4 protein-coding genes (1 of these 4 only partly in view) are annotated in these 26618 nt (G+C 50.2%); all 4 read right to left on the bottom strand.

The genetic code is table 11. The features are described from left to right. Window positions 1–241: 241 nt before the first annotated feature. Window positions 242–3277 (bottom strand): endonuclease, encoded by a 3036-nt coding sequence (locus NSQ68_RS11625; RefSeq protein ID WP_342428888.1) that lies wholly within the window; start codon window positions 3275–3277, stop codon window positions 242–244. A 98-nt stretch (window positions 3278–3375) separates the two neighbouring features. Then, the gene (locus NSQ68_RS11620; RefSeq protein WP_342428887.1) at window positions 3376–5277 is read right to left on the bottom strand and encodes a serine hydrolase; all 1902 of its coding nucleotides are present in this window, start codon (window positions 5275–5277) and stop codon (window positions 3376–3378) included. Window positions 5278–5544: 267 nt separating this feature from the next. Beyond that, a complete protein-coding gene (locus tag NSQ68_RS11615) occupies window positions 5545–16818 on the bottom strand; it encodes an amino acid adenylation domain-containing protein (protein ID WP_342428886.1) in 11274 nt (3757 codons plus the stop codon). 165 nt (window positions 16819–16983) lie between these two features. Beyond that, on the bottom strand, window positions 16984–26618 hold the 3' portion of the coding sequence (locus tag NSQ68_RS11610; protein WP_342428885.1) for a non-ribosomal peptide synthase/polyketide synthase. Its footprint extends 32788 nt past the window's final position; the window shows 9635 of its 42423 coding nt (coding positions 32789–42423); its start codon lies off the right edge, out of view — the gene reads right to left on this strand; it ends in the stop codon at window positions 16984–16986.

The following is a 26618-nucleotide window of genomic DNA, read 5'->3' as shown; positions in this document are numbered from 1 at the left end:
AGTGGCGAAAGGAGACTTATGTGGTGAGTGAGTTTGATGGAGAATATTTTGCAGAGGTGGTCATTATTGTGATTCTAGTTGCCATGTTCTTCTATGGCTCCTCAGATATAGAGGGACTTTCCGCTTCGCCAACCCAATCCTAAAATGATAATTCCCGCTTCGTAAAAATATAAAAAAGCATCTATAGACTCTCACGAGGTCAATAGATGCTCTTACTTTTTAACGGCCCATCATTTCTACTTTAAAGGCCCTTTACCTCTACACTTATCGTTTGACTGGAAACTTCTCCTGAAGCATTGACTAACTCGGCACGATACTCATATGTGCCCGGCTTTTGATTTTGGATGTTAGTGACTGCACTTTGGGCCTGCGGGCTTTGGTTCGGCAGATCCTGGGCGTCGATCAGTTCTCCATTTTCATATAAGTTGTATTTTGTGGCGTTCGTACCCCACCACATGTTCATTGTAAGGGTATAGGTGCCGTCACCGTCCCAATTGTCATGAGACAGCACTGGAATGCCAGGGGAAGCATCAGTCACTTCGACAGTTAGCGGGTCGCTGGTCGTTTTACCGGAAGCGTTGATCAGTTCTGCAGTATACGTGTAGATACCATTGGTCTTGCCTGTAACAGGAATGACTGCATGCTGTTCTCCAGGGGAAGCGGCTTGCAACGATTGGGTGCCAATCAGCTTGTCATTCTCATACAACTTGAGTTCATCACCATTCGTACCCCACCACAGATTCATGGTGATGTTGTAATTGCCATCCTTCAGCCCGGTGTCCTGTCCGTTATCATGCGACAGCACAGGTTTACCCGGCACTTCACCTACAGCGGTTTTTTCGACTCTAACGGTTACAGGATTGGATACGACCGTTTTACCTTCCAAGGTAACGCTGGCTGTAATCTCCGCGCTCCCCTCTTTTAGGGCTTTAAGTTCTCCATACGTATCCAACGAAACGGATTCATGACTGCTGATATACTGAACAGAAGCGTGACTTAAATCAGCTTTGCTGCCATCTGTCAGCGTACCCTTGAGATGTGTCGCTGCCGTATCCCCAATGTTGAGGGTCGTTTGATCCAGTGAAAGCTCTACTTCCTGCAAGGCTGCGCCTGCCTGAGCTGAAAAATCATCCAGTCCACGCGGTTTCAACTGATAATTCCCTTTGAAAATCGCCGAAATCCCCTTCAGTTTCACTTGCTGTCCTTCTTGATAAGGAAAAGATGTCCGTGTTAAGCCTGTACGTGCATCGATGCGCACATGGTGACTTACTTCACCTGATACTGCATCAAATTCAAACGAACCTACGGGAGTCGCGTCGATCACATTACGAATAATTGCCGCAGGAAGCTCAACCAACTGTCCTTGATTCGCATCACTCAGTTCGGTGACTTGTACAGCTTCCAGAGGTTGCCCTTCTCCCGTTTTTTCAATTGCCACTGGATCGGTCAATTCCAGCTCACTATTATACAGTGCCAAGCTTGCTGTAAGCTTTACTCGATCCCCTTGGTGAAAGCCGCTTTGGTTCTGATATACATAAATGCCGCCACTTTCATCCTGCATGTAAAAGGCTTGACCACCGAATGCACCTGGTTCTGTCGTCACAACACCTTCTAAGGTCACGACTTTGCCAGCCGGGAGACTCCGTGCTTCTGCGACACTGATACGAGCTGGAATCGTATTTCCTTCCTCGGGCAACGGCTGGGCCGGGACATCAGCCAGCACGACGGATTGGGTCAGCAGATTGCTACCGTTTTGTCTCAGTCTAAGATTAGCTGAGCCACTGGTTCCCGGCTTGATCCGCACCGTCAAGTCCTTATAGGCATGTCCTTTGCCGTTGGACTCCAGACTAAATGTTCCGCTATAGCCATAAGAGGTTGGCCAGCTTCCATCCAGATTTTGAATCTGGGCTACTTGATTGCCGCCCGCTACATAAATACCTGTGCTGAATCCGCTAATCGTACTATTGGGAGCCAGCTGATCGGCAGTAACTCGAATTTGAAAAGGCTGTGCATTGGGCAGCTGCTCTTGACGAACGATGCTGTACACAGGCTGCGCACTGGCTGTAGGTCCGCCATAGGACCCCGCTTTGAACGTTCGCTGATCCCACCATTTGTAGCCGGCTGCGGGAGCGGACCACGGCTCGGCTTGTGGTTCCGTGGAAGCCTGTGGCTCTTCAAAAGGCAGTAATGCCGTCGGCTGGTCCAGCTGTAAGCTTTTCACTTCCTTCAGGCTGGTATACTCCTCTTTCTTGGACAACCAGTCTACGATATTGACCAGTAACGCGGCGTCATCCTGTTCCTTAAAGCCGTCATACGTTGTCTTCTTGGTTCCAGTCTCTTCGCGCAAATATTTTGGCGTTGCATCTTCGACAGGAGACGAGTCCCCAATGAATGCAGCTTTGCCAAGTCCTACTTTCGATACAGCTGCATAAGGTCCTTCGGGAATGCCGCCTCCGTTATACACGCCCTGATCTACCGCGTTGCCCCAAGCCTGATTGGTTTTAGGGAGATATACGATCCCCTTGGCTTTCGCAGGGTCTATAATCGCGAGTGTTGATCCTGCATGCATTGCCACATTATTCACTCCAGCTGTAATGCCGAACGCCTGCGCTGGCTCGACAATCTGATTGGCCGTGATATCGCCTAATGCATTGTAGCGAAAGCGCACACCAAACTGGCTGCCCAGCCAATCTGAGCTGACCACGTCCTGCATCGCTGCCGAGCTTTTTTCTTCCGCACTCATTCCTTTCGCAGGGTCTTCCCATGCACCACGACGGTATCCATTAATGCTCTCCGATCCGTCCCAGCGATTCTTGTTGCGGTCCGCGTTATAATGATCTCCAATGAAAAAAATACTATTGCCTGCTTTTACATATTGCTCCATTGCAGCCTGTTCGCTCTGTTTAAAAGGAATATTCGGCTCTGCTGTAACAAATACATCATAATTCTTTAGATCATTGTAAGTAATGGGCGTAGATTGGCGAAGCTCGTGTACATCATAGCCATTGCTCGCGAGGGCTTGGCCGAAGTCTGAAAATCCCCCATCAATCACCCAATCTGCTGCGCCAGCTGTCTGTCCATGAGTATTATCAAACAGCACTTTTTTACCAGCGTTCTCATTGACCACTTTCGCTGCAATGAAGGGGGCTGGGTCCGCCGGGCCTTCTGCCCGTGCCGGTTGTATGCTGCCCGCAACACCAGCATACAACGATAAAGTGAAAACCATAGCAGTTGCATATTTGAAGCTACGGGATGTAAAACGACGAAAGATTCCCATTCTTTCCCTCCTGTTTGTTGGTTTAAAGCCCTTCTGGGGGCATCAGATACAAATTTTAGCATTCATTTATGTTCGAATATGCATTGTTTTGTAAATCTTTAGGAATAATGAATGGGAAGGAAATTCCAATAAAAGAGATACACCGTATGCAGCAATGTGAGTACAGCAAATAGGATTTTCCCGGTAGCCCGGGTTCTTCTTTCCCCTGTAATCAGCTTTGCGCCATTCACGATCAATACCCACACGGCAATGAGTGCTGAAATGAGCGGCAGCGTGCAAATTCCCCAAATATACCACGCGGAATAGCCATACACGATCTGATTGTTACCATAGATGACCTGCACCCCGAGAAAAATCGTATTTAGTGACGCAATGAATGCAAGGTTGGACGAAATGTGATTATTCGTTTTACGGATAGCTCTGATCACATATCTTACGATCCAAATCAGCAAGGTTGTGATGAAAAATAAGGAGGCGGCTGCGTAGCTGACAAGCAGAGTCCAGGTGCGGTGCCAAAGTGTCGTCTGCTTCATGGTCTTACTATCCGGGGCAACCATCATCCAAGTACCGTTTTCCTGATATAGCAAAATTTTAAGCTGGCCCCCCTTTTCCACAAACAGTCCATCGCCTGCTGCTTGAAAAACTTTGTCTGTTGCTTCATTCTCATTTGGGTATTTTCCCTTAACAATTAATGTATGATCATCTTGAATTCGCACGGTGTATGTAATGCTTCCCAGTATCCGAATCCATTTTCCCCAACCATGAACAGGATTAGAATCCACCTGATATACGCCCTCAATCTCTGGCGAAAGCTTCACTTGGGTGGAAGAACGAGCTAGTGACTGCGAAACGGCCTGCGGCTCTGAGGGCAGCATTTTGGCTATCGCATCGATGACTTTTCCATGAAGCAGGGTGTCCGTGTCAGCTGAATTAATGATCACAAAAATACCGATCTTTTGGGACGGAATCAATACCATTTCAGAAATAAAATCATCAATTTCCCCGGTAGCCCACAGCATAGGTACTCCCGTCTCCAATTGACCACGGAAAAATCCGTAGCCCAAGCCATCCAGACGGGCATCCGCCGCAAATTGCTGTGCATGCATCATTTTTACCATTTGTGGCTGGAGTACCGCTTTGCCCTCATACTCTCCTTGGTTTAAATGAGTGATCAGATAGTGGGAAAATTCGTTGGGTGTGACGTTCAACGCTCCTGCTCCCGGCAGATTGATATACGATAAAGGCTGTTTCAAATACGCTCCATGCTTCCACTGATACGATTGCGCCAGTTCTGGATGATTTAATGGCAACTCCAGTGTCGCGCTGGGCATATTCATCGGCTGGAATAGATGTGTACGAAAGTAATCATTCAGTCCCTGACCGGTTACTTGCTCCACGATATTACCGATCAGACCGAAGGCGACATTACTGTATTCATACTGAATTCCAGGTTTGCGAATAGGTGGCTGATTTTGAAAATACGTGCTGAGATACTGTTCTGTGGGCAAAACGCCCGCCCGAGTCGAGCTGTTAATGTCGTACAGCGCTTCATCCAATCCTGAGGTATGTGTCAAAAGCTGATGCAAATTGAAAGGCTGATTTTGGTATTGCGTAGCTTTATAGCTGTGGAGATAGCTGTTCACGTTTTCATTCAAATCAAGCTTGTTTTGCTCGACCAGTTGCATTGTGGCACTTGCACTAAATGATTTGGTTAGCGAGCCAACACGAACAATGGTCTTTGCTGGGTCGAATACCATTTTCCGCTCCAAGTCTGCATATCCATACCCTTTACTAAAAAGAATTTGGTCTTCCTGGGTCACAACGACGGCCGCTCCCGGAATATGCAATTTTTCCAATTCTGTACTCATGATATCGTCCACTGCTTTTTCCACTGAATTAGGTGTTATACTATCTGCTGCCCATGCCGAATTAATGAACAGATTACAAAGAAACAACGTTGTTAAGAATGCGGATAGGTAGCCAATACCTCTATTCTTCATATTGAAGTACCCTCCTTACCTATGAAGTTGATTTCATGATTTGAACCGTGCGGTGATTGCATAGCGGAGCAGATATTTACACTCCGTATGGGAGCCATCAGCATGGCGCTATGGAATCATCGCACTTCCCATCACGGGAGTGCACATGATAAAGCGAATCCTGATCGAATCGCGTAAGCAGAAGGCTTCTTAGCTGTCGATCAGGATTCATGTGTTACAGATTAAAAAATTAGTGATTCAGTTCGTTAAATCATCGACCGTAGATTTTCAAGATTTATGATGTGCCAAATCTTGTGTCATGTCTTTGTCCGTGTTCCGAGTTATCTTTTGTATTGCGGCACGGATGCCTCTTACATTTTCCTCGATAAATCCGGGTTCCAGCAGTTCATAGTGATTACCAATCAAGCTATGCTCTTCATAGCTACCTTGTGTAGCGTCTTTCCATAAAAGTCGATTATCTCCGGTACCCTTCACCGTTTCCGATCCAACGGCGACAAAGCCGTGAATATTCGCTTGAACGCTCTCTGTATTCACAAGCTGGTTGCCATACACCGCGTAAGCGATCATTTTACGCTTGTACGTTTCATTCAACAGCTCACGATAGGATTCGGGAACCTGTTCCAGCATGTCATGAATTTCGTGCTCTGTTTCTTCAACTGTGTAGGGCAGGGCTTCCGTCCTTTTGACCGAATCGAGCATAAAAATATCGGATACAGCATGACCTTGACGTTCCAGTGTGTCAGCAACCTTATGCGCCAGATTCCCACCTATGGAATAACCAAGCAGCACATACGGACCTTGCGCTTGCGTGCTGACGATCAAATCAACGTAATGTGCCAGCATTGCCTGCTCATCCGCAGCATCATCCACGAACTCCAATCCATACACGACTGCGTCTTGATCCAGTTGTTTCGCCAGCTCCGCGAACGACAGCCCGTATCCAAGCATAGGAGGAAAGCAGAAGATCGAGATCGGACCGTGTTCATTCAACCGAATGATTGGACTATCGGCCTTATATTCCAGATCGGCTTTCAATAATATGAGCGCCTGCTCTTCTATAGTCGGGAAGTCCATAACACTACGGATGGGAAGCTCAATGTCTGTGGCAAGGTGAACTTTGCGTATAAGCTCCAGTACTTTCAAGGAATGTCCGCCCAACGTGAAAAAGTCATCGTGGATACCCACTTGTGGAATTTCAAGCACTTCCTGCCAAATGGTTGCCAGCAACTGCTCCACATCGGTTCGCGGTGCGACATATTCTATACCCGTGTGCAGCCCTTTGTCCGGCACAGGTAAAGCTTTGCGATCGATTTTGCCGTTTGTCGTCAGCGGAAGACGATCCAGCTGTACAAATGCGGATGGAATCATATAGCTCGGCAGACTGGCCGACATCGCAGTTCGAATCTCACGGATGGTCAGCTGTTCATCAGCAGTGAAGTAAGCACATAATTGCTGTTGACCCGTTCCATCCCGCAAAGCGATAACAACGCTATCCCGTACGGACGGTACACTTGCCAGCCGCGCCTCCACCTCGCCCAGCTCAATCCGGTAACCGCGAATTTTAACCTGATGGTCGATCCGGCCCAAATATTCGATGTTGCCATCCGGCATCCATCTCGCCAAATCGCCTGTGCGGTACATCCGCTCATAGCCTGCTTCCCCACCGGCAAACGGGTCAGCTACGAATTTCTCTGCCGTCAGCTCCGGACGGTTCAGATAGCCACGGGCTACCCCTACGCCGCCGATGCACAACTCACCTGCAACCCCGATTGGCTGCAATTGCTCCGTGCCTTCCTTCACGATGTACAGACGAATGTTTTGAATCGGTTTCCCGATTGGAATGACCGTATATTCCTCCGTCGGCTCGCAATCAAAGTACGATACGTCCACCGTCGCTTCGGTTGGGCCATACAGGTTGATCAGCTTCGCTCCAGCCAGGCTCGACACAAGCCGTTGGAACCGCGCCACATGCTGTGGCGGCAACGCTTCTCCGCTGGCAAATACGTGGCGCAGTGTTCCCAGCTTCGCCTGTATCACTTCCCGTGGCTGCTGCTCCACATACTCCAGGAATGCGTGCAGCATGGCGGGCACAAAGTGCATCGTGCTCACGCCATCGCGGGCAATCGTGTCTACGATGTCTTCGGGGTTCTTTTCCCCGCCAACCGACAACAGACTCACCTTCGAGCCGACCATCGACCACCAAAACAGCTCCCACACCGACACGTCAAAGGTGAAGGCGGTCTTTTGCAAGATCGTATCTTCAGCATTTAATCCGTAACGATCATGCATCCACAAAATCCGGTTCAGGACAGAATGGTGCTCAACCATAACTCCCTTCGGTTTCCCGGTAGAGCCGGAGGTGTAGATGACATAGGCTACATGGTGTGGCCCGGCCAGTGGCTCCAGATTCGAGCCGTCTTCTTGGTAAATGTCCTCACGATCCAGCACCAGCACCTTGCCATCAAAGCTCAGCGACGCTTGCTCAGCCAAATGCGATTGTGTCAGCACCAGCCTCGCTCCCGAGTCCTCCAGCATAAAACGGATGCGATCCGCCGGATATTCCGGGTCGATCGGCACATAGGCTCCGCCTGCCTTAAGGATCGCATAGATGCCTACGATCATTTCCAGCGAGCGCTGTACCAGAATGCCTACAGGCTGATCCGATTCTACGCCTTCCGCGCGCAAGGTACGTGCAAGACGGTTGGCTCGCTCGTTCAGTTCCCGATAGGTCAATGATTGATGCCCCAAAGCTACAGCAATATGATCCGGCGTGCGCTCTGCCTGCTCCTCAAACAGTTTTTGGATCGTGTGATTGCTTGGATATGCAGAGGCAGTGTCATTAAACTCTTCTGTAATTTGTTGTTTTTCCACCGCTGTAACCAGTTCCAGCTCTTGTACGCAAACATTCGGGTTAAGCAAAACTTGCTCCAACAGATTCACAAAATGTCCATGCAGACGCTCAATGCCTGTTTGATCATAACTTAACGCATTATACATAAAACGAATCTTGATGCATTCTCCCGGCATAACGACTAAGCTCAGATCATAGTTAGTCTGCTCTGCAGCCACCACGTTGGAAATCGGGAATGTATCCTGCCCGTCACTTCCCAGTTCTTCGACCTGCTCATCTACCGGATAATTTTCAAACACCATAATATGGTTAATTAAATCCTGTTTCTGATCGGTCAATGCCTGAATCTCAAACAGTGGATACGTATCATACGCATGAGAAGCCAGAGCCTGCTCCTGTGTTTTCTTCATAACTTCTGCAAAAGATTCCCCTGTCTCACTAAGGATGCGAACGGGAATGGTATTAATGAACAAACCGATAATATCCTCTACCCCGATAATATCCGATGGACGGCCTGAGACGACACTGCCAAATACGACATCACTGTGGTTGTTATATTTTTGCAGTAAAATCCCCCATGCGGTTTGTAGTAACGTATTCATGGTCACTTGATATCGCTTAGCTGTCTCCTCCACCCGGAGGGTCAACTCACGTTCCCAAACCGTCACCCAATCACTAGCCGTGTTGTCTCCACTCTTGCGACCGGATTTTACAGCTGGTAATGCTGTTTGCTGCTCATATCCGGATAAATAGCTGCTCCAGTAGTCGGTTGCCGCCTTGCGATCCTGTGCTTCCAACCATTCAATAAAGCGGCTGTACGGCACTGCGGGTGCCAGTTCTGGTACTCTGCCCTCCTGAAGTGCTGCATAGCTTTCAAACACTTCTTTATTTATAAGGGACAGACACCAGCCGTCCATGACGATATGATGGAAGCTCCATACAAAATGATAGCTGTCTTCTCCGGTACGTAAAATCGCTACACGCAGCAGAACATCCCGACGCAGATCAAAGCCTCGTGCTTTACCTTGTAGCTTGAAATTTTCCACCCAGGTATCTATTTCATCCTCATCCAGATGGTGTAAATCTTCATATTGAAAGCCGCAATCTCGATTTCGATACACTACCTGCAACGGTTCCGTATCTCTGCCAAAATAAAAATGTGTACGTAGCGCCTCATGTCGCCGAACCAGAATATTCAGGCTTTCTGCAAAAGCCCGAATGTCCATCTGACCTCGCATATCATAAGAAACCTGCTCACAATACGCGTCATTCGCGGCTGCTTGACTATCTAGCTGGCTGTGAAACAGCATCCCTTTCTGCATCGGGGTCAGTGCATATACATTGTCGATCTCACCCGCAGCACCCATTTCAGATAACAGGCTGTCCAGACCCTCCACACTCATTCCTTTATAGGAAATATCACTTGGGGTCAGCTCCGGGTGTTCTTTATGGATGCAATGCGTCAAAATTTCTCGCAGGCTCGATTCCAATAATTTCGCCAATCGCTCGATCGTCTCCGGTCTATAGCTGGTACGGCTATAACTAATCGTCAGACCCAGTTGGCCTCCCGAAATGATGCCTCCAAAATCCAGCGTATACGTTCGAGCCATGGTCGGGCTCAGCGGCATCCCCCCTTCATATGAGGATGATTGCAAGTCGTTCCCTTTCATATCCTGATCGAACTGTCCCAAATAGTTAAAGCTGATTTCGGGATCTGTCGTAAATAGGGCTGGAGATGCCTCCGGTGCCTGTGTCTGGCGGTCGGCTAAATATTTCAGTACACCGTAGCCAATCCCTTTTTGCGGGATGCCGCGCAGTCCTTCCTTCACACGCTTAATCCGTTGCGAAAGTGCCAGTTCTTCAGGCATATCGAGCAAAACAGGATATTGGCTTGTAAACCACCCTATCGTTCGGGTAATGTCCACCTCAGGTAAGATGGCTTCACGTCCATGTCCCTCCAGATTAATCAGGAAACGATCATTTCCGCTCCATGCTTGTAACGCCATTCCTACCGCAGTCAGCAACAGGTCATTAATTTCTGTACGGTAGGCACGATTGGCCTGCTTGAGCAGTTGCTCTGTCTCTGCATTTGTCCATAAAGCAGTAACCGATTCACTATCGCCAATCAATGGCTTATCGTGCTCGTTATGTCCGTAATCCTGCGGCAAAGGAGCCAGTTCCGCTTTTGCAAGCTCCTCCCAATACACCCGCTCACTTTCCATAGCTGGGCTGTTGGCATAGGCGTGCAGCTTTTCGGCCCACGTTTGGAACGAATCCGTCTTGTGAGGTAACTGAATCACCTGTTCACCCTTGGAGGCTTGCTCATAAGCTGTCGCCAAATCCTCAAATAGGATGCGCCAGGACACTCCATCTACCACCAAATGATGAATCGCGACCAGCAGATGATCTCCATCCGGGCAACGGAACAGCCCCAGTCTCATCAGCGGGCCTTCACTTAGGGAAATACCAGATTGAATTTCATTGCATTTGGCTTCAATTATCTTCGCCAAATCTTGCTTGTTTACATCGCTGTCATTATAGTCAAAGCACTCCAGATGGTACGGTTCGCCTTCCTCTACACTGCGGTTCCATGCTGTGCATCCGTTCTCCGACAAGCTAAAAACCATACGCAATGCATCATGATGTGACGTAATCTGATGGAGCGCCCGCCGTAGTGCCTGTTCGTCATAGCCCTCCTGCCGATAGAGCATGACAGATTGGTTAAAATAGTGTGGTTCTCCTGTTGGCTGTTCAAAAAACCAGCGCTGAATCGGTGTAAGCATTACATTTCCTGTAACCTCGCCCTGCTCGGCTATTCGGTTAACAGGCTGAATATATGTGCTCAGTCCCGCAATTGTCGGGTATTTGAACAAGTCCTTCATTTCCAGCTTGTATCCAGCCTGAAACAAGCGGGACGATACTTGGATGGCCTTGATGGAGTCACCACCCAAATGGAAAAAGTTATCCTGTATTCCGACTTTCGGGATACCAAGAATGGCTCCCCAAGCCGTAGCCAGTGCCTGTTGGACATCCGTCTCGGGTGCCACATAATCCATACCTGTATCGAGATTGTTCTCAGGTGCGGGCAGTGCCCTGCGGTCTACTTTGCCATTCAGCGTCAAAGGCAGTCTGGAGAGCTGCACAAAGTAGGAAGGCACCATATAGCCAGGCAGATCCTGCGACAAAATGTTACGTAAGTCGCTGGCGCTCAGTTCGCTATCTGTTACAAAATAGGCACATAGCTGTTTTTGTCCGTGATCGTCCTGCCGCACGGTAACAACTGATTCTTTCACTCCTGGAATGGTGGACAAACGGGTTTCAATTTCACCCAGTTCAATGCGGTAGCCGCGAATTTTGACCTGTTCATCCATTCTTCCCTTGTACTCCAGTACACCATCAGTACGCCAACGCACTAAGTCCCCTGTACGATAGCAACATTCTCCAGACCGGAATGGACTTTCAATAAATTTTTCCGCCGTAAGCTCGGGCCGATTTAGATATCCACGCCCAACACCATCACCACCGACGATCAGCTCCCCCCAGGCCCCGATAGGTTGCAGCTTCAACGAACGATTGACCACATAAACGGTCGAGTGATCAATTGGACATCCAATGGGAATAGCCTGGGTTTGCGGTTCTGTAATGTCATAGATGGTGGAAAAGGTGGTGTTCTCCGTCGGCCCATAAATATTGGCCAGGCGAAGCTGCGGGTACTCCTTCAACACACGATTGACGTGCGGTACAGACAACACATCACCACCCACGAGCAACTCCTTCAAGGACGCAAACACTCCGATTTCTTGCTGCGAATACTGATTGAATAAAGCCGTGGTCATGAACATCGTGTTAACACGATACTTGTCAATTGCCTGTTTGAGCTTGGAGGCATCCAGAATAGTGTCATGACTTACCACATACAGTTGTCCCCCGTTCAGCAGCGTTCCCCAGATTTCAAATGTGGAGGCATCGAACACAACTGCGCCCAATTGCAGCATACGTGTATTTTCATCAAGCGTGGCATAGCTTTTGTTTTTCACTAGGCGCACGACATTACGGTGCTCAATCATCACGCCCTTCGGCTTGCCTGTCGTACCAGAGGTGTAGATCACATACGCAAGATCCGAGGAAGATCCCCCTGTTGTAATCGGAATTGTTCCATCCGTATGAGCGTCAAATTCAGATTTGCTACTCCATCGTTGTTCATCACTCAAATCGATGACCGGAATGCCGGGTTCGAAAGGCATCTGCTCACGTCGCTGTAATAGTAACAGCCCAGCACCGGAATCCTCCAGTAAATAACGGATACGCTCCTCAGGATAATCGGGATCAATAGGAACGTAAGCCCCTCCGACCTTCAAAATCGCCAGCATACCGACGACCATTTCAATGGAGCGTTCAGCCATAATCCCTACTCGCTGTGTCTCTGGCTCGGGCCCGCGCCGTATCCCATGGGAAGCGAGTATGCGTGCCAGACGATCGGCACGTTCATTCAACTCGCGGTAGGTGAGCTGCATGTCCGCAAAGGTGACGGCCAGTCGATCTGGTGATTGCGCTACCTGTTCCTCGAACAGCACATGCAGTGCTTGATCTCGTGGATACGGATAGTCTGCTACTGTATCATTGAATCTCTGCATAAGCAGCTCTTTTTCTTGGGCCGAAACCATTTCAATAGCCGAAAGAACGATATCCGGCTGTTTTATAACCGCATTGATAAGCTGCTGCAAATGTTCAGTCAGTCGTTCAATGGTTTCCCGTTTGTACAGCCGAGTTCCGTATTGAAGAGCACAGGAAATTTGTTCTCCATCCTCCACTGCGAACAGACTTAAATCAAATTTGGCCGTCGTTTGTTCACTTGGATAGGATGCCAGTTGCAGCCCTGCCAGCTGCTGCTCTTTTTGCTCTAGGTTTTGCAGTGCAAACATGGTATCAAATAACGGATTACGGCTTAAATCTCGATCCACGCCCAGCTTCTCCACCAGCTCTTCAAACGGATATTCCTGATGTTCAAAAGCCTTTAAGGCGTTATCCTTGACCTCCAACACATAATCACGGAACGTTTTCCCGCCTTCTGGATAATTACGGATTGCCAGTGTATTCACGAACATCCCGATCAGACTGCCAAGATCTGCATGGGGCCGCCCTGCAATTGGCGAACCGACAATAATATCCTCCTGCCCGCTATAGTGGCTAAGCAAAGCCGAATAGGCAGCCAACAGCACCATATATAATGTCGATTCCGTCTGCACCGCAATGCTTTTTAAGCCTTCGCTTTGTCGTTGGTCAAGCGTAAATTCCAGCACATCTCCTTCAAAGCTTCTCACCGCTGGGCGTGGATAATCAGTCGGTAGATCAAGCACTGGTAGCTCTCCTGCGAAGGTATTGAGCCAGTAGTTTTCCTGTTCCCGGTAGCGTTCACTTTGCTGCTGCTTCTGTTGCCAAGCGGCGTAGTCTTTATACTGAATGCGTAACGAGGGCAGCGTGTCGCCTGCATATAAATGAATGAAGTCCTGAATTAGTACATTTATAGAGGTGCCGTCCGAAATGATATGATGCATGTCCATGAGCAAAATATGATGCTCTGGGTCTGTTTCAATCAAACCAACTCGGAATAACGGAGCCTGCCCCAGTTCGAATGGTTGGACAAAGTTACGTACCAGCTCATCCGTTTCCTTTGGGGTAGCTCCGTGAGCATTAGTCAATTCCATGCGAAAAGGAACCTCGTCATGTACTCGCTGGACAGGTTCACCGTTCATGGTCTCAAAACTTGTGCGCAATGTTTCATGGCGATCAATAAGCTGACGGAACGCGCTATCCAGTGCCTTGTGATCAAGTGAACCGGTCAGAGTTAGGACACCAGGTATGTTATAGCTAATTCCCGCTCCATCAAGCTGATTGAGGATATACATCCGTTTTTGAGCCGAAGAGACCGCATAAAATGGCTTATTCTCCGTAACAGGGATGGATTCATAAGTGGTTTGCTCCAGTGCTTCAATAACTTGCGCCAGCTGTTCAATGGTCGGATGCTGGAAAAGATCCTTTAGCTGCACATTTTTATGCAATTCCTTATAGATGAGTGATATGACATGTGTCGCCCGCAGGGAATGTCCTCCTGCCTCAAAAAAGTTATCTTTAATGCCAATGCGCTCAAGCTCCAGCACATCTTTCCAGATGCTAGCCAGTTGTGCTTGTAATTGATTTTGAGGAGGTACATATTCTGCGCCTGAGCTTACACCTCCCTCTGGCTGTGGCAACGCTCGGCGATCCACCTTGCCATTGGGCGTCAGTGGCAATTGCTCCAGCTGCACAAAATACGACGGTACCATGTAGCCCGGTAGCTCCTGGCTCAAAGCACTACGCAGCTCACTTGTCGCTACTTCCGTTTGGGTGACCACATATGCGCAGAGCAGCTTTTGCCCCTGCTCATCTTCATGTGCAATTACAACAGCTTCTCGGACTGCCTCCAGCTTCAACAGCTGTGCTTGCACCTCGCCCAGCTCAATCCGGTAGCCTCGAATTTTCACCTGCTCATCGATCCGTCCCTTATATTCCAGCGTCCCGTCCGCATTCCAACGCACCAGGTCCCCTGTTCGATAGCAGCGTTCGCCACCACGGAACGGGCTGTTAATGAACTTTTCGGTCGTCAGTTCTGGGCGGTTGCGGTATCCGCGAGCCACCCCGTCACCGCCAACAATCAGTTCCCCCCACGCTCCAACAGGCTGGAGCTGCATCGAACCGTCCACGACATATGCCGTCGAGTTATGGATCGGGCTGCCAATGGGCACAGATCCCGATTGAACGCCAGTAATGGCTTGTGTGGTGGAAAAGGTCGTATTTTCCGTCGGACCGTAGCCGTTAATGATATGTAGATTCGGATGGGCCTCCAATACCCGGTTAATATGCGGTACGGACAGCACATCACCACCGACCAATAGCTCCCGCATCCCCTCAAATAGTTCCAAGTCCTGCTGGGATAGCTGATTAAAGAGTGGTGCGGTCAGCCACATTGTCGTGATACCATGGTTGCGCACGGCTTCCTTGAGCTTTGGAGCGTCCAAAATAACATCCTGACTCACCAGCACCAGCTGTCCACCGTTCAATAGCGCACCCCAAATTTCGAAGGTGGACGCGTCAAAGACAACAGACCCGGTCTGCAAAATGCGTGTGTCGGCATTCAAGCGTGCATAGTTTGTATTTGTCACCAAACGCACGACATTACGGTGCTCCACCATAACCCCTTTGGGCTGGCCTGTAGTCCCTGAGGTGTACATAATATAGGCCAAGCGACCAGCTGGGCTCGCTTTCGGTTGTTCTTTAGCTGCATAAGTCTGTTGTATTTGTTCTGCTTGTTCTGATTGCGTAGCTTTGGGTTGCATGATTTCTGGTTGTATGGTTGTCGTAGAAGCAAGTTCGGGACTGGCGGAAATGGAGTAGAACGGATCTAGGCAGTCCACGTATCCCGGATCAGTATTCGTCCCGTGATCATTCGGTAAAATTGGATCGTAACGATCAGCACCATCCGTTCCATAAATTGCAGCATCGCTAAGGTCAAGCACCATTCCCTTAAAATCAGTGGGCCGATGTTCCATTCGCTGTACGAGCAGTATGTCCGCACCGGAATCCTTCAACAAATAGCGTACACGCTCATCCGGGTAATCAGAATCAATGGGTACATACGCTCCACCTGCTTTGAGAATCCCGAGCATACCGACAATCATCTCAATCGAGCGTTCAGCTACAATGCCGACCGTCTGCTCGGTGCGGATTCCCTGCTTACGTAAAGAATGAGCCAGTCGGTTGGCCTTTTCATTCAATTCTGCATAGGTCAGGCTATCTTGCCCACACACTACCGCCAACTTCTGTGGTCCCTGCTTCGCCTGTTTCTCGAACAATTCATGAATAGACGCATGCCGTGGATAATCCACAGTAGTATCGTTGAAGGTATGAACCAGCTGCTCTACTTCTTGCTCTGACAGCACTTGTGTTATAGAAACCGCCAACTCTGGCTGCTGCAAAACAATAGTGTACAGCCGCAGAAGCTGCTCAACAAAATGCTCTATCGTCGTCTCGCTATAACGGTCGCTGCTATATTTTATGTTCAGGGAAACCGCTTCATTTTCCCATTGAAACTGAAAATCCAGTTCAGATTGTACGTGATTCAAAAAATCAGAAATATGAATATTTCGCAAGGATACTGTGGTGTGAATAAGAGGCTTTCCATCCTCATTACGTTGAATGTCAAGTAATTCAGAATAGTTCCAAAAAGGAATGTTTTGATGTTCAATAGCTTCGCCGACAGAGGTTTTGATTTGAGACAGCAAGGCTTTGAAGGTTGTGCTGGAATCCACCGTATTTTTCAATAAAAGTAGATGGTTGATCGGCTTTGTAGCACCGTTGCTAGACTTGGCTACCGGAATGCCCAGCAGCACACGTTCCTCACCTGTGTATTTATGCAATAAGCTTTCTACTCCAGCAAGCAGAACCATAAACACGGCCCATGGAGCGCCACCTGTTATAGATGATATTCTTTGGGAAATTTCAGATGGAAATGTGAGTGTGTATGTGTGGGAATTTAAACTCGTTGCAGTTGTACTTTGGGACACGTTGTTAGTATATGGAAGACAGATGATATAATCCTCAGATTCCAGCTTATGACTCCAGTAATTTTTTTCCTTCTCAAATAAGGCTTTCAATGACATCCCTCCTGCTTCTCGGGGCCTGTTCCCCCGGTTGGATGGTGCGTTGTTACGTACATGAGCGTTGTGTGAGAAAAAGAATACTTTGCAGGCAAGGGCAGTCGGACAAGCCGCCGCCCTCTGCACACGCAAAGTGAAATCATTGCATTTAGAAAACTGATTTTAAAAAACAAAGTCGATGGAATCCGGTGAAAAACCTTCCGGCTGCTCGTCTGAGTTCACCTGAATGTCGCTTAGCAGTACATCTGGGTTTGCTGTGACTTGGGATAGAATCGCTATCAAATCTCTCGTTAATCGTTCTATTGCGTCGGCCGCAAACAGCTTCGTGCAATATTCAAAGGAACCCTTGATCACCCCGTCTTCATCACTCATAGACAAGGTCAAATCGAATTTGGAAATACGATGCTCCTGAACATATGGACTGAAGGACAGCGTTTCAAGCTGCGCTTCCGGCGACTCTGTATTTTCCAGTACAAACATGGTGTCAAACAACGGGTTACGGCTTGCATCCCGTGCTACATCCAGCTTTTCCACCAACTCTTCCAGTGGATAATCCTGATGCTCGAAGGCTTGCAGCGCACGATCTCTGGCTTCTAGCAAGTAGTTGTGGAACGTTTGGTTGCCCTTCGGCTGATGCCGGATGGCTAGCGTATTCACGAACATTCCGATCAGGGGCTCCAGTTCAGGCAACAAGCGGCCTGCTACCGGCGTACCGATGATCAAATCGTCCTGACCGCTGTATTTGGACAGCAGAACGGTATAGGCGCTCAACAGCACCATGTACAGTGTACTTCCGGTCTGTGCCGCAATTCGGTGCAGTTGCTCGGATACATTCGCGTCCACTGTAAATTCATACATCGCACCCTCGAAGCTGCGAACAGCAGGTCTAGGATAAGCAATCGGCAAATCCAGTACCGGTAATTCTCCGGCTAAATGCTCCAGCCAGAAGTGTTCCCGTCGTTGGTATGATTCACGCTGCGTCTCCTGCTGCTGCCACACGGCATAGTCCTTGTACTGAATTTGTAACGGCTCCAATGCCTGTCCCTCGTACAGTTGTACCAGCTCCTGCACGATATTGTTAGAAGATACACCGTCCGAAATAATATGGTGCATATCGTACATCAGGAGATGGCGCTCTGGCCCGGTTTGAAGGAGACGGACACGCAGCAGTGGTGCCTGACGAAGATCAAAGCTGCGTACAAAGGATTCGATATAGGCTTCGGATTCAGACTCCCTGGCCTGCAAGTGCTCTACTGCAAACTCCACTTGATCGTACACCCGCTGAACGACCTCGCCTTCCACCATTTCAAAGGAAGTCCGCAACGTTTCATGGCGGGCTATTAACTGACGGAACGCATCCTCCAGCCGATCGGCCTGAAGTGGTCCCTCCACGATTAATACCCCCGGCATATTATAGCTGAGATCCCCACCTTCTAGATGGCTCAAAATGTACAGTCGTTTTTGCGCCGAGGAAACCGGGTAGTACGCCTGTTGCGCCGCAGCAGGGATCATCGTGTAGGTGTCTGTGCCGTGCGTTGCTATGAGCTGGGCTTGCTGCTCAATCGTAAAGTGTTGGAACACCTCACGCAGCGTCATCCGACTGTCCAGTTCCTGATGGATTTTGGCCACCAGCGTCGTTGCCCGCAGGGAGTGCCCACCCACATCAAAGAATGAGTCGGTGACTCCTACGCTGGACAACTTCAAGACATCCTGCCAAATTTGGGCTAGTTTAGCTTCCAGCGGCGTCCGCGGTGCAACGTACTCCAGGCCTCCTTCGAGGCGTGCTTCCGGTGCTGGCAACGCCTTGCGGTCGATTTTCCCGTTCGGGGTCAGCGGGAAACGATCCAGTTGTACCACATACGTCGGGATCATGTAATCCGGCAGCTTCGGCTGCAGCGCATTCCGCAGCTCCGGCAAACTCAGGGACGCTGAAGCTATGATATAGGCACACAGGTCCTTGTGTCCGTCCTCGTTTTCCCATGCTGTGACCACGGCTTTCTGAATGCCGTCCACGGTCAGCAGCTGCGCTTCCACCTCGCCCAGCTCGATCCGGTAGCCCCGGATTTTCACCTGGTGGTCGATCCGGCCCAAATACTCAATGCTGCCGTCTGGCATCCACCGTGCCAAGTCGCCCGTTCGGTACATCCGGTGTGCGTGAGTGCTATCCGCTTGATCGGCTGCTGCCGCAACAGCGAACGGATTTGGGACAAACTTCTCTGCCGTCAGCTCTGGCAGATTCAGGTATCCTCGTCCCACACCTGCACCCCCGATATAGAGTTCACCTGCGATACCGATCGGTACCAGCTGTTGCTGGCTGTTCAGGATGTACACAGACTGGTTCGCGATCGGCGTTCCGATGGATACCGTGTGCTCCCCTTTTTCCAGCAGTACGTTCAGGGACTCCACATCTTCAATCGTATAAGCGGTCGCATCTACCGTTGTTTCGGTCGGACCGTACACGTTCGTAATGACCGGATGATACCCGGACCACTTGTGCAGGAACACTTGTACCAGCTGCACGGATAATGCTTCGCCACCGATCAGGTAATGCTTCACTTCCGGCGCTTCCGTCACACTAACGCTTTCGTTCAAAATATGCAGATGCGCAGGTGTGCCGTCCGACAGATCGATCCGGTGCGTGCGGTAGTAGGCGATCAAATGCTCTCCGCTCAGACTGACGTCACGGGACACCACATGCAGAGTGTGGCCCAACAGCAAGCTGGCAAAGATTTGCTTCACCGAAGCATCAAATACAAATGCTGACAGCCATGCGACATGAAGCGGCTGTTCGTAACGGCTGTATACTCGTTCAAACAGAGCATCTACCAGATTGCTGACACTGCCCTGCTCGATCATGACCCCTTTCGGCTGACCGGTGGTACCTGACGTGTAAATCATATAGGCCAGGTTGTGCGGGCCAGCGACAGGGATTAGATTGCTCGCATCCTGTGCTCCCAACTGAGCTTGAACGTCCTCGTCGTCCAGAACTACAGCTTGTACTAGGGATGGCAAGCTGAGCGACAGATGGGCGACTCTGCTTGTAATCACGACCTTGGCCCCACTGTCTTGAAGCATATAGTCAATACGCTCCTGTGGATACATCGTATCCATTGGCACATACGCGCCTCCGGCCTTCAGTACCCCCAGAATGCTCACCAGAATATCCGCAGAACGTTCCAGCAGTACGCCTACCGGTTGATCTGCTTCAACACCTTTCGCCCGTAACACACGGGCCAACCGGTTCGCCTGCTCATTCAGCTCAGCGTAGGTTAGCGTCATGTTCCCAGATACAACGGCTATCCGCTCAGGGCTGTTTTTCGCTTGCTCTTCAAAACGCTCGCTGAGCGACAGACCTTGGAGTGTTCTACGCGCGCTGTGCGCGTTCGGATCATTGAACACCTTCAGAATCTGTTCGGTTTCTTCCGCCGTAATCAGCTTCAGCTCACCCAGCTTCGCATCCGGGTTTGCCGCCACGGCTTTGGCCAAACGAACAAAGTGACGTGTCATCCGTTCAACGGTTTCCCGGTGATACAACGCAGTTGCATATTGCAATCCGAACTGGATGCCTGCCTCTTCTTCTCTGGCTTCCAGCGTCAAGTCAAACTTCGCTGGTGTTTGCTCCAAGCCGTATGGACGGAAGCTCAGGTCTGCCAGTTGCAGTTCGCCTTCCTCGGTCGTTTGCAGGGTAAACATCGTATCGAACAGCGGATGGCGGCTCATATCCCGCTTCACATTCAGCTTTTCAACCAGTTCCTCAAATGGATAGTCCTGATGTTCGTAGGCTTGCAGGGTCCGAACCTTCACTTCTTCCACGTAGCTGCGGAAGGTATGTTCCGCTGTCGGATAGTTTCGCAATGCCAACGTACCGACGAACATCCCGAGGATCGGCTCCAAATCGGCATGCGGTCGTCCGGCAATCGGCGTGCCGACGACAATGTCCTCTTGACCGCTGTATTGGTGCAAGAGTGCGGTGTACGCCGCCAGCAACACCATATACAGGGTAGAGCCTGTGTGCGCCGCCAGTTCCTTCAGGCGTTCGCTCACTTCGCGTTCCAGCCCAAACACTACGGTATCGCCTGCCGTACTTCGTATCGACGGACGGGCAAAGTCTGTCGGTACATCCAGCACTGGCAGCTCACCCTGGAAGGTGTTGAGCCAGTACGCTTCCTGACGTTGCATCCACTTTTGATGAACTTCGCTTTGCTGCCATACCGCATAATCCTTGTATTGTATCCGCAATGGTAATAGCTCTTCACCGTCGTACAAGCGGACAAATTCATCGGTCAGCACACCCATGGACACGCCATCCGAAACGATGTGGTGCATATCGAGCATGAGTAAATGCTGCGGTTCCTGCTCGGTTCCTTGTACACCCAAATCTACCAAGCCTACCCGCAGCAGCGGAGCAGCTTGCAGATCGAACGGACGTACAAACTTCCGCACCCGTTCTTGTACTTCCTGGCTGACCATCGTGTCCGTATCCGTGGTTGTGTCCTGGTCTGTATCCATAGTCGCATCTTCTGCCTGTACCTTTGTATATTCCACTTCAAACGGCACAGTGTCCTCAATCCATTGCATTGGCTCACTGTCCACCAGTGCAAAGCGAGTACGCAAGGTCGCATGACGGGCGATTAATTGACGGAACACGTCCTCCACTCGCTTCACGTCCAGCGGACCACTCACTTGTAGCACTGACGGCATGTTGTAGTTCACATCATTCGGGTCGAACTGATGCAGCACATACAGTCGTTTTTGCGCCGAGGAAAGCGGGTAGAAGCTGCGTTCTTCCGTCACCGGAATGGACGCATACGCCACTTGATCCAGACCTTCCATGACCGCTGCCAGTTGTTCAATCGTTGGCGATTCAAAAATACTGCGTAGTGGAAGCGGCTTGTTCAGCTCCTTGTGAATTTTCGAGGCCAGCGTCGTCGCCCGCAGCGAGTGTCCGCCAATCTCAAAGAAGTTTTCCTTCACACCGACCTGCGCCAGACCCAGCACATCCTGCCAAATTTGCGCCAGCTTCACTTCCACCCATGTCCGCGGTGCGACATAATCAGCTCCGCTTTGCAGGCTGCCTTCCGGTGTTGGTAGTGCCTTGCGGTCGATTTTACCGTTCGGTGTCAACGGCATCTGCTCCAGCTGTACCAAATACGAAGGCACCATGTAGTTTGGAAGCTCCTCGCCCAGTAAGCTGCGCAACTCACCAGCGCTCACTTCCCTTTCAGCAACATAGTACGCCACCAGTTGGTTCTGCCCCTGTTCGTCCGCCTGGGCCCGTACGATGACCTCTTGTACATCCTCCACTTTCAAAATTTGTGCCTCGACTTCGCCCAGTTCGATCCGGTAGCCCCGGATTTTCACCTGATGGTCGATCCGGCCCAAATATTCGATGTTGCCGTCTGGCATCCATCTTGCCAAGTCGCCTGTGCGGTACATTCGTTCATAGCCTGCTTCACCAGCCGCAAACGGATTCGGTACAAATTTCTCAGCCGTCAGCTCTGGACGATCCAGATAACCCCGAGCCAGACCCGGACCGGACACGCACAACTCACCCGCTACGCCTACCGGAGCCAAATGTCCATGCACATCTACCATGTATACCCGATGATTCGGCACAGGACGTCCGATGGAAATCAGTTGTCCGGCTCTCTCATCCTCGGATACCGGCCAGATGGATGTCGCCACCGAGTTTTCGGTCGGACCGTAGCCGTTGTAGTACGCCACCTGATCCTTCCACTTGTATACCAATTCTGTTGAAGATGCAGAACCCGCAGTGAACAGAATACGCAGGTTCGGCATACGTTCCGGCTCCAGATACACCGCATAGGTCGGTGGTAACGTCGCCACCGTAATCTGATGCTCCGTCATGTAATGTTCGAATCTTTCATAGTCTAAAATCGTCTCTGACGTTGGCACATACAACGTGGCTCCGCAGAACAGCGCCTGGAAGATTTCCCAGCAAGCCGCATCAAACGAATAGCTGGCGAACAGCAACGTATGATCCGACGTACAGATCTTGAGCGTCTGATCAAAATACGTTTTCAGATTGCATAGACCGCGATGCTCCAACATAACACCCTTCGGTTGCCCCGTCGTACCCGACGTATAAATCACATACGCCAGATCGTTTGGACCAGACAGCGACTCCAGATTGGAATCATCCTCGTGATACAAACCCTGTGCCCCATTCAGCACCAGCACGTGACCGTCGAAAGCTGCTTTGTCCACCAGATGGCTTTGCGTCAATAACACCTCTGCCCCCGAGTCGTCCAGCATGTAGCGGATACGCTCCTCCGGATACGTCGGATCGATGGGCACATATGCACCCCCGGCTTTCAAAATCCCGAAGATGCCCACGATCAAGTCTACCGAACGCTCGGTCATCAGACCCACCAATCGATCCTTCGTCACGCCTTGACTACGCAAGGTACGAGCCAGACGATTGGCGCGTTCATTCAGCTCTCGATAGGTCAACTGCTCTCCTTCGAAGAACAACGCTGGCTGTTCCGGTGTCTGCGCCGTTTGTGTCTCGAACAGGCCATGGATCGTTTGCTCGCTTGGATACTCAGCAGCTGTATTGCCCCATACGCTGAGAATTTGCTCGCGCTCTGGCTCACTTAACATATCCAGCTCCTGCACCCGAATGTCCGGCTTCGCTACCACCTGCTCCAACAGCTGTATCAGATGGCCCTGAGTCCGTTCAACGGCTTTCCGATCATATAACATCGCATTGTATTCGAATCGGATTTTCATCGCTTCCTGCGGTATGACGACCAGATTGAAATCATAGTTGGTTTGTTCAATCATGCCGGCATTGCGAATTTCAAAATCCGACGCTGCACCTTCGCCAAGTTGCTCGACCTGCTCCTCCACCGGATAGTTTTCAAACACGATAATGTGGTTGATCAGATCTTGCTTTTGCTCGCTCAAGGCTTGAATTTCATACAGCGGATACGTTTCATAATCTTGAGAAGCCAGCGCCTGCTTCTGATTCGTTCTGATCAGATCGGCAAAGGTATCGTCAGCCCCACTGCGGATACGTATTGGAATGGTGTTAATGAACAAGCCCACCATGTTTTCGATCCCCGAAATATCAGCCGGACGACCAGACACTACACCGCCAAAGACGGCATCATCACTGCCGTTGTACTTTTGGAGCAGCAATCCCCAGGCTGTTTGCAGTAATGTATTCGGGGTCACGTGGTACTGCTTGGCCACCATTTCCATACGTCTGGTCAAGTCCTTGCCCAGATCGCATAGTATATGTTCAAATTGCGCACCTTCCGCTTTCGCTCCTACTTTTCCGGTTGGAATCGACGTTTGCTGCTCATAGCCGAGCAAATAATCCTTCCAGTACGCTGCTGCTGCTTCTACATCCTGGGCTTCAAGCCACGCAATATACTGACTGTATGGAGTAACGGGAGCAAGCTTCGGTTCTCTATACTCCACGGCTGCAAAATAAGCCTCAAACACCTCATCCGTGACCAACGCCACACACCAGCCATCCATCAAGATGTGATGAGAGCTCCACACAAAATAATAATCCTCGTCACCTGTTCGCAAAATCGCCACGCGCATCAACGCATCCCGGGACAAATCGAATCCGGCTGCCTTGTCCTTGCGAATAAATTCCTGCACATACGCGTCACATTCCTGCTCATTCAGATGACGCAAATCTTCACATCTGAAACCAACCTCCTTGCGGCGGAAAATCACCTGCACAGGCTCATCCTGCCAACCGCTGATGAAATTGGCTCTAAAGATCTCATGCCGCTGCGCCAAATGATTCAAGCTATCCTGGAAAATATCCGCTTGGAAGCGTCCGTGCAAATCAAAGGTCGTTTGTTCAAAATAAGCGCCTGACGCTGCATCCATCAGACTATGAAACAACATGCCTTTTTGCATCGGCGTCAACGCATATACATTCTCCAGTTCCCCGATGTCACGAGTCCGCTCTACCAATTGATCCAGCTCGGCCAGGGTTACATGTTTAAGCATGACATCGCTTGGCGTCAGCTCTTGCTGTTTGCGGCTTGTGCAATGCGCAATGATTTCCCGCAAACTGATTTTAAACTCTTCAGCTAACTGCTCCATCGTTTCATGACGATATTCCTGCTTGCTGTAGCTGATTGTCAATTGCAGCTTGCCTTCCGAAATCAGTCCGTTCATATCCAGTGTGTGCGTTCTGGCTGCATGGGCGCTAAGCTCTGCACCGCTAGAGTAAGGAGATACGCCAATGGACTGACTTTGCATATCTTGATCAAATTGTCCAAAATAGTTAAAGCTGATTTCAGGTTCGGTCACAAAACGCTCTGGCTCACGTGCTGCGGACAGGTATCTCAAAATCCCGTAGCCAATACCCTTTTGCGGAATGCGGCGTAGCTCTTCTTTCACCTGTTTGATGCGCTGTGAAAGGTCTTGCCCCACGCTCATATCCAGCACAACCGGAAATTGAGTCGTAAACCAGCCCACGGTGCGAGCAATATCCAGTTCTGGCAAAATGGATTCCCGTCCATGACCTTCCAGGCTCACGAGCACTCGTTCTAGGCCTGCCCAACGATGAATCGTCAGTCCTAATGCGGTGAGCAGCAAATCATTCATATCCGTGTTGTAGGCACGATGCGCCTGCTTTAACAGTTGCTCCGTTTCCTGAGCTGTCCACGTGACTGTCATGTTCTCGCTGTCCCCATTTAAGGAATGAGAATGGGATTCGTCTTTTGGAAGCGGCTGATATACGTCCTGTTCCATTTCCTGCCAGAATGCGAGTTCTGCTGCCATGGCCGGACTATTTGCATATTGAGACTGCCCATCAGCCCAAGTGCGGAACGAATCCGTTTTGTGCGGAAGGCGAGCCGTTTGTCCGTTCAATGCCTGCTCGTAGACGGTCGTAATATCCTCGAACAAAATACGCCAAGATACGGTATCCACCACCAAGTGATGAATCACCATCAGCAAATGATCTCCATCTGGGCAATGGAACAGCCCCAGTTTCACCAGCGGTCCTTCGCTTAACTGAATACCTGCCTGAATTTCATTCACTTTAGCCTCGATCACCGCTGACACCTCAGTCTCATGGCTGAGGTCTATACGTTCCAGCGTATACAGCTCGCCCTCGCCAATTGCGCGGTTCCAGGCTTCATACCCGTGCTCCGTAGGACGGAAAACGATACGCAGTGCGTCGTGATGGCTAACGATTTGATCCATCGCCGTGCGCAGGGCCGGTTCATCAAAACCGTCCTTGCTATGCAGCATGATGGACTGGTTATGATGATGAGCATCCGTCAGGTTCTGCTCAAAGAACCAGTGTTGAACGGGTGTCAGCTTCACAGCACCCGCCACTTCGCTCTGATCCGCCAATCTAGTCACCGATTGGACTTTCAGCGCCAATGCAGACACGGTTGGATGACTGAACAGGTCTTTCATCTCCAGTCGATAACCTGCTTGCAGCAATCGAGATGATACTTGCAAGGCTTTGATCGAATCGCCACCCAGCTCAAAGAAGTTATCCTGCGTGCCTACCGCTTCCACGCCGAGCACCCCGGCCCATACCGCAGCCAGTACTTGCTCCACCGTGGTACGCGGCGCCACATAGGCTGCTCCGATATGGATGCTTCCTTCCGGTTCTGGCAAGGCTTTACGATCGATTTTGCCATTGCTGGTCAGTGGCAAGGTATCCAGTCGCATCAAGCGTGCAGGCACCATGTGCGCTGGCAGCCCTGCTTCCAGCTCGGCCTGTACTTCCTCGATCCGCAGCTCGGGTTCTCCCGTGATGTATCCACACAAATACTTGTGTCCAC

Source organism: Paenibacillus sp. FSL L8-0158, from assembly GCF_038592965.1.
In the GTDB taxonomy this organism is placed as follows: Bacteria; Bacillota; Bacilli; order Paenibacillales; family Paenibacillaceae; genus Paenibacillus; species Paenibacillus polymyxa_D.
This window is presented reverse-complemented; position numbering and strand designations above follow the sequence as displayed.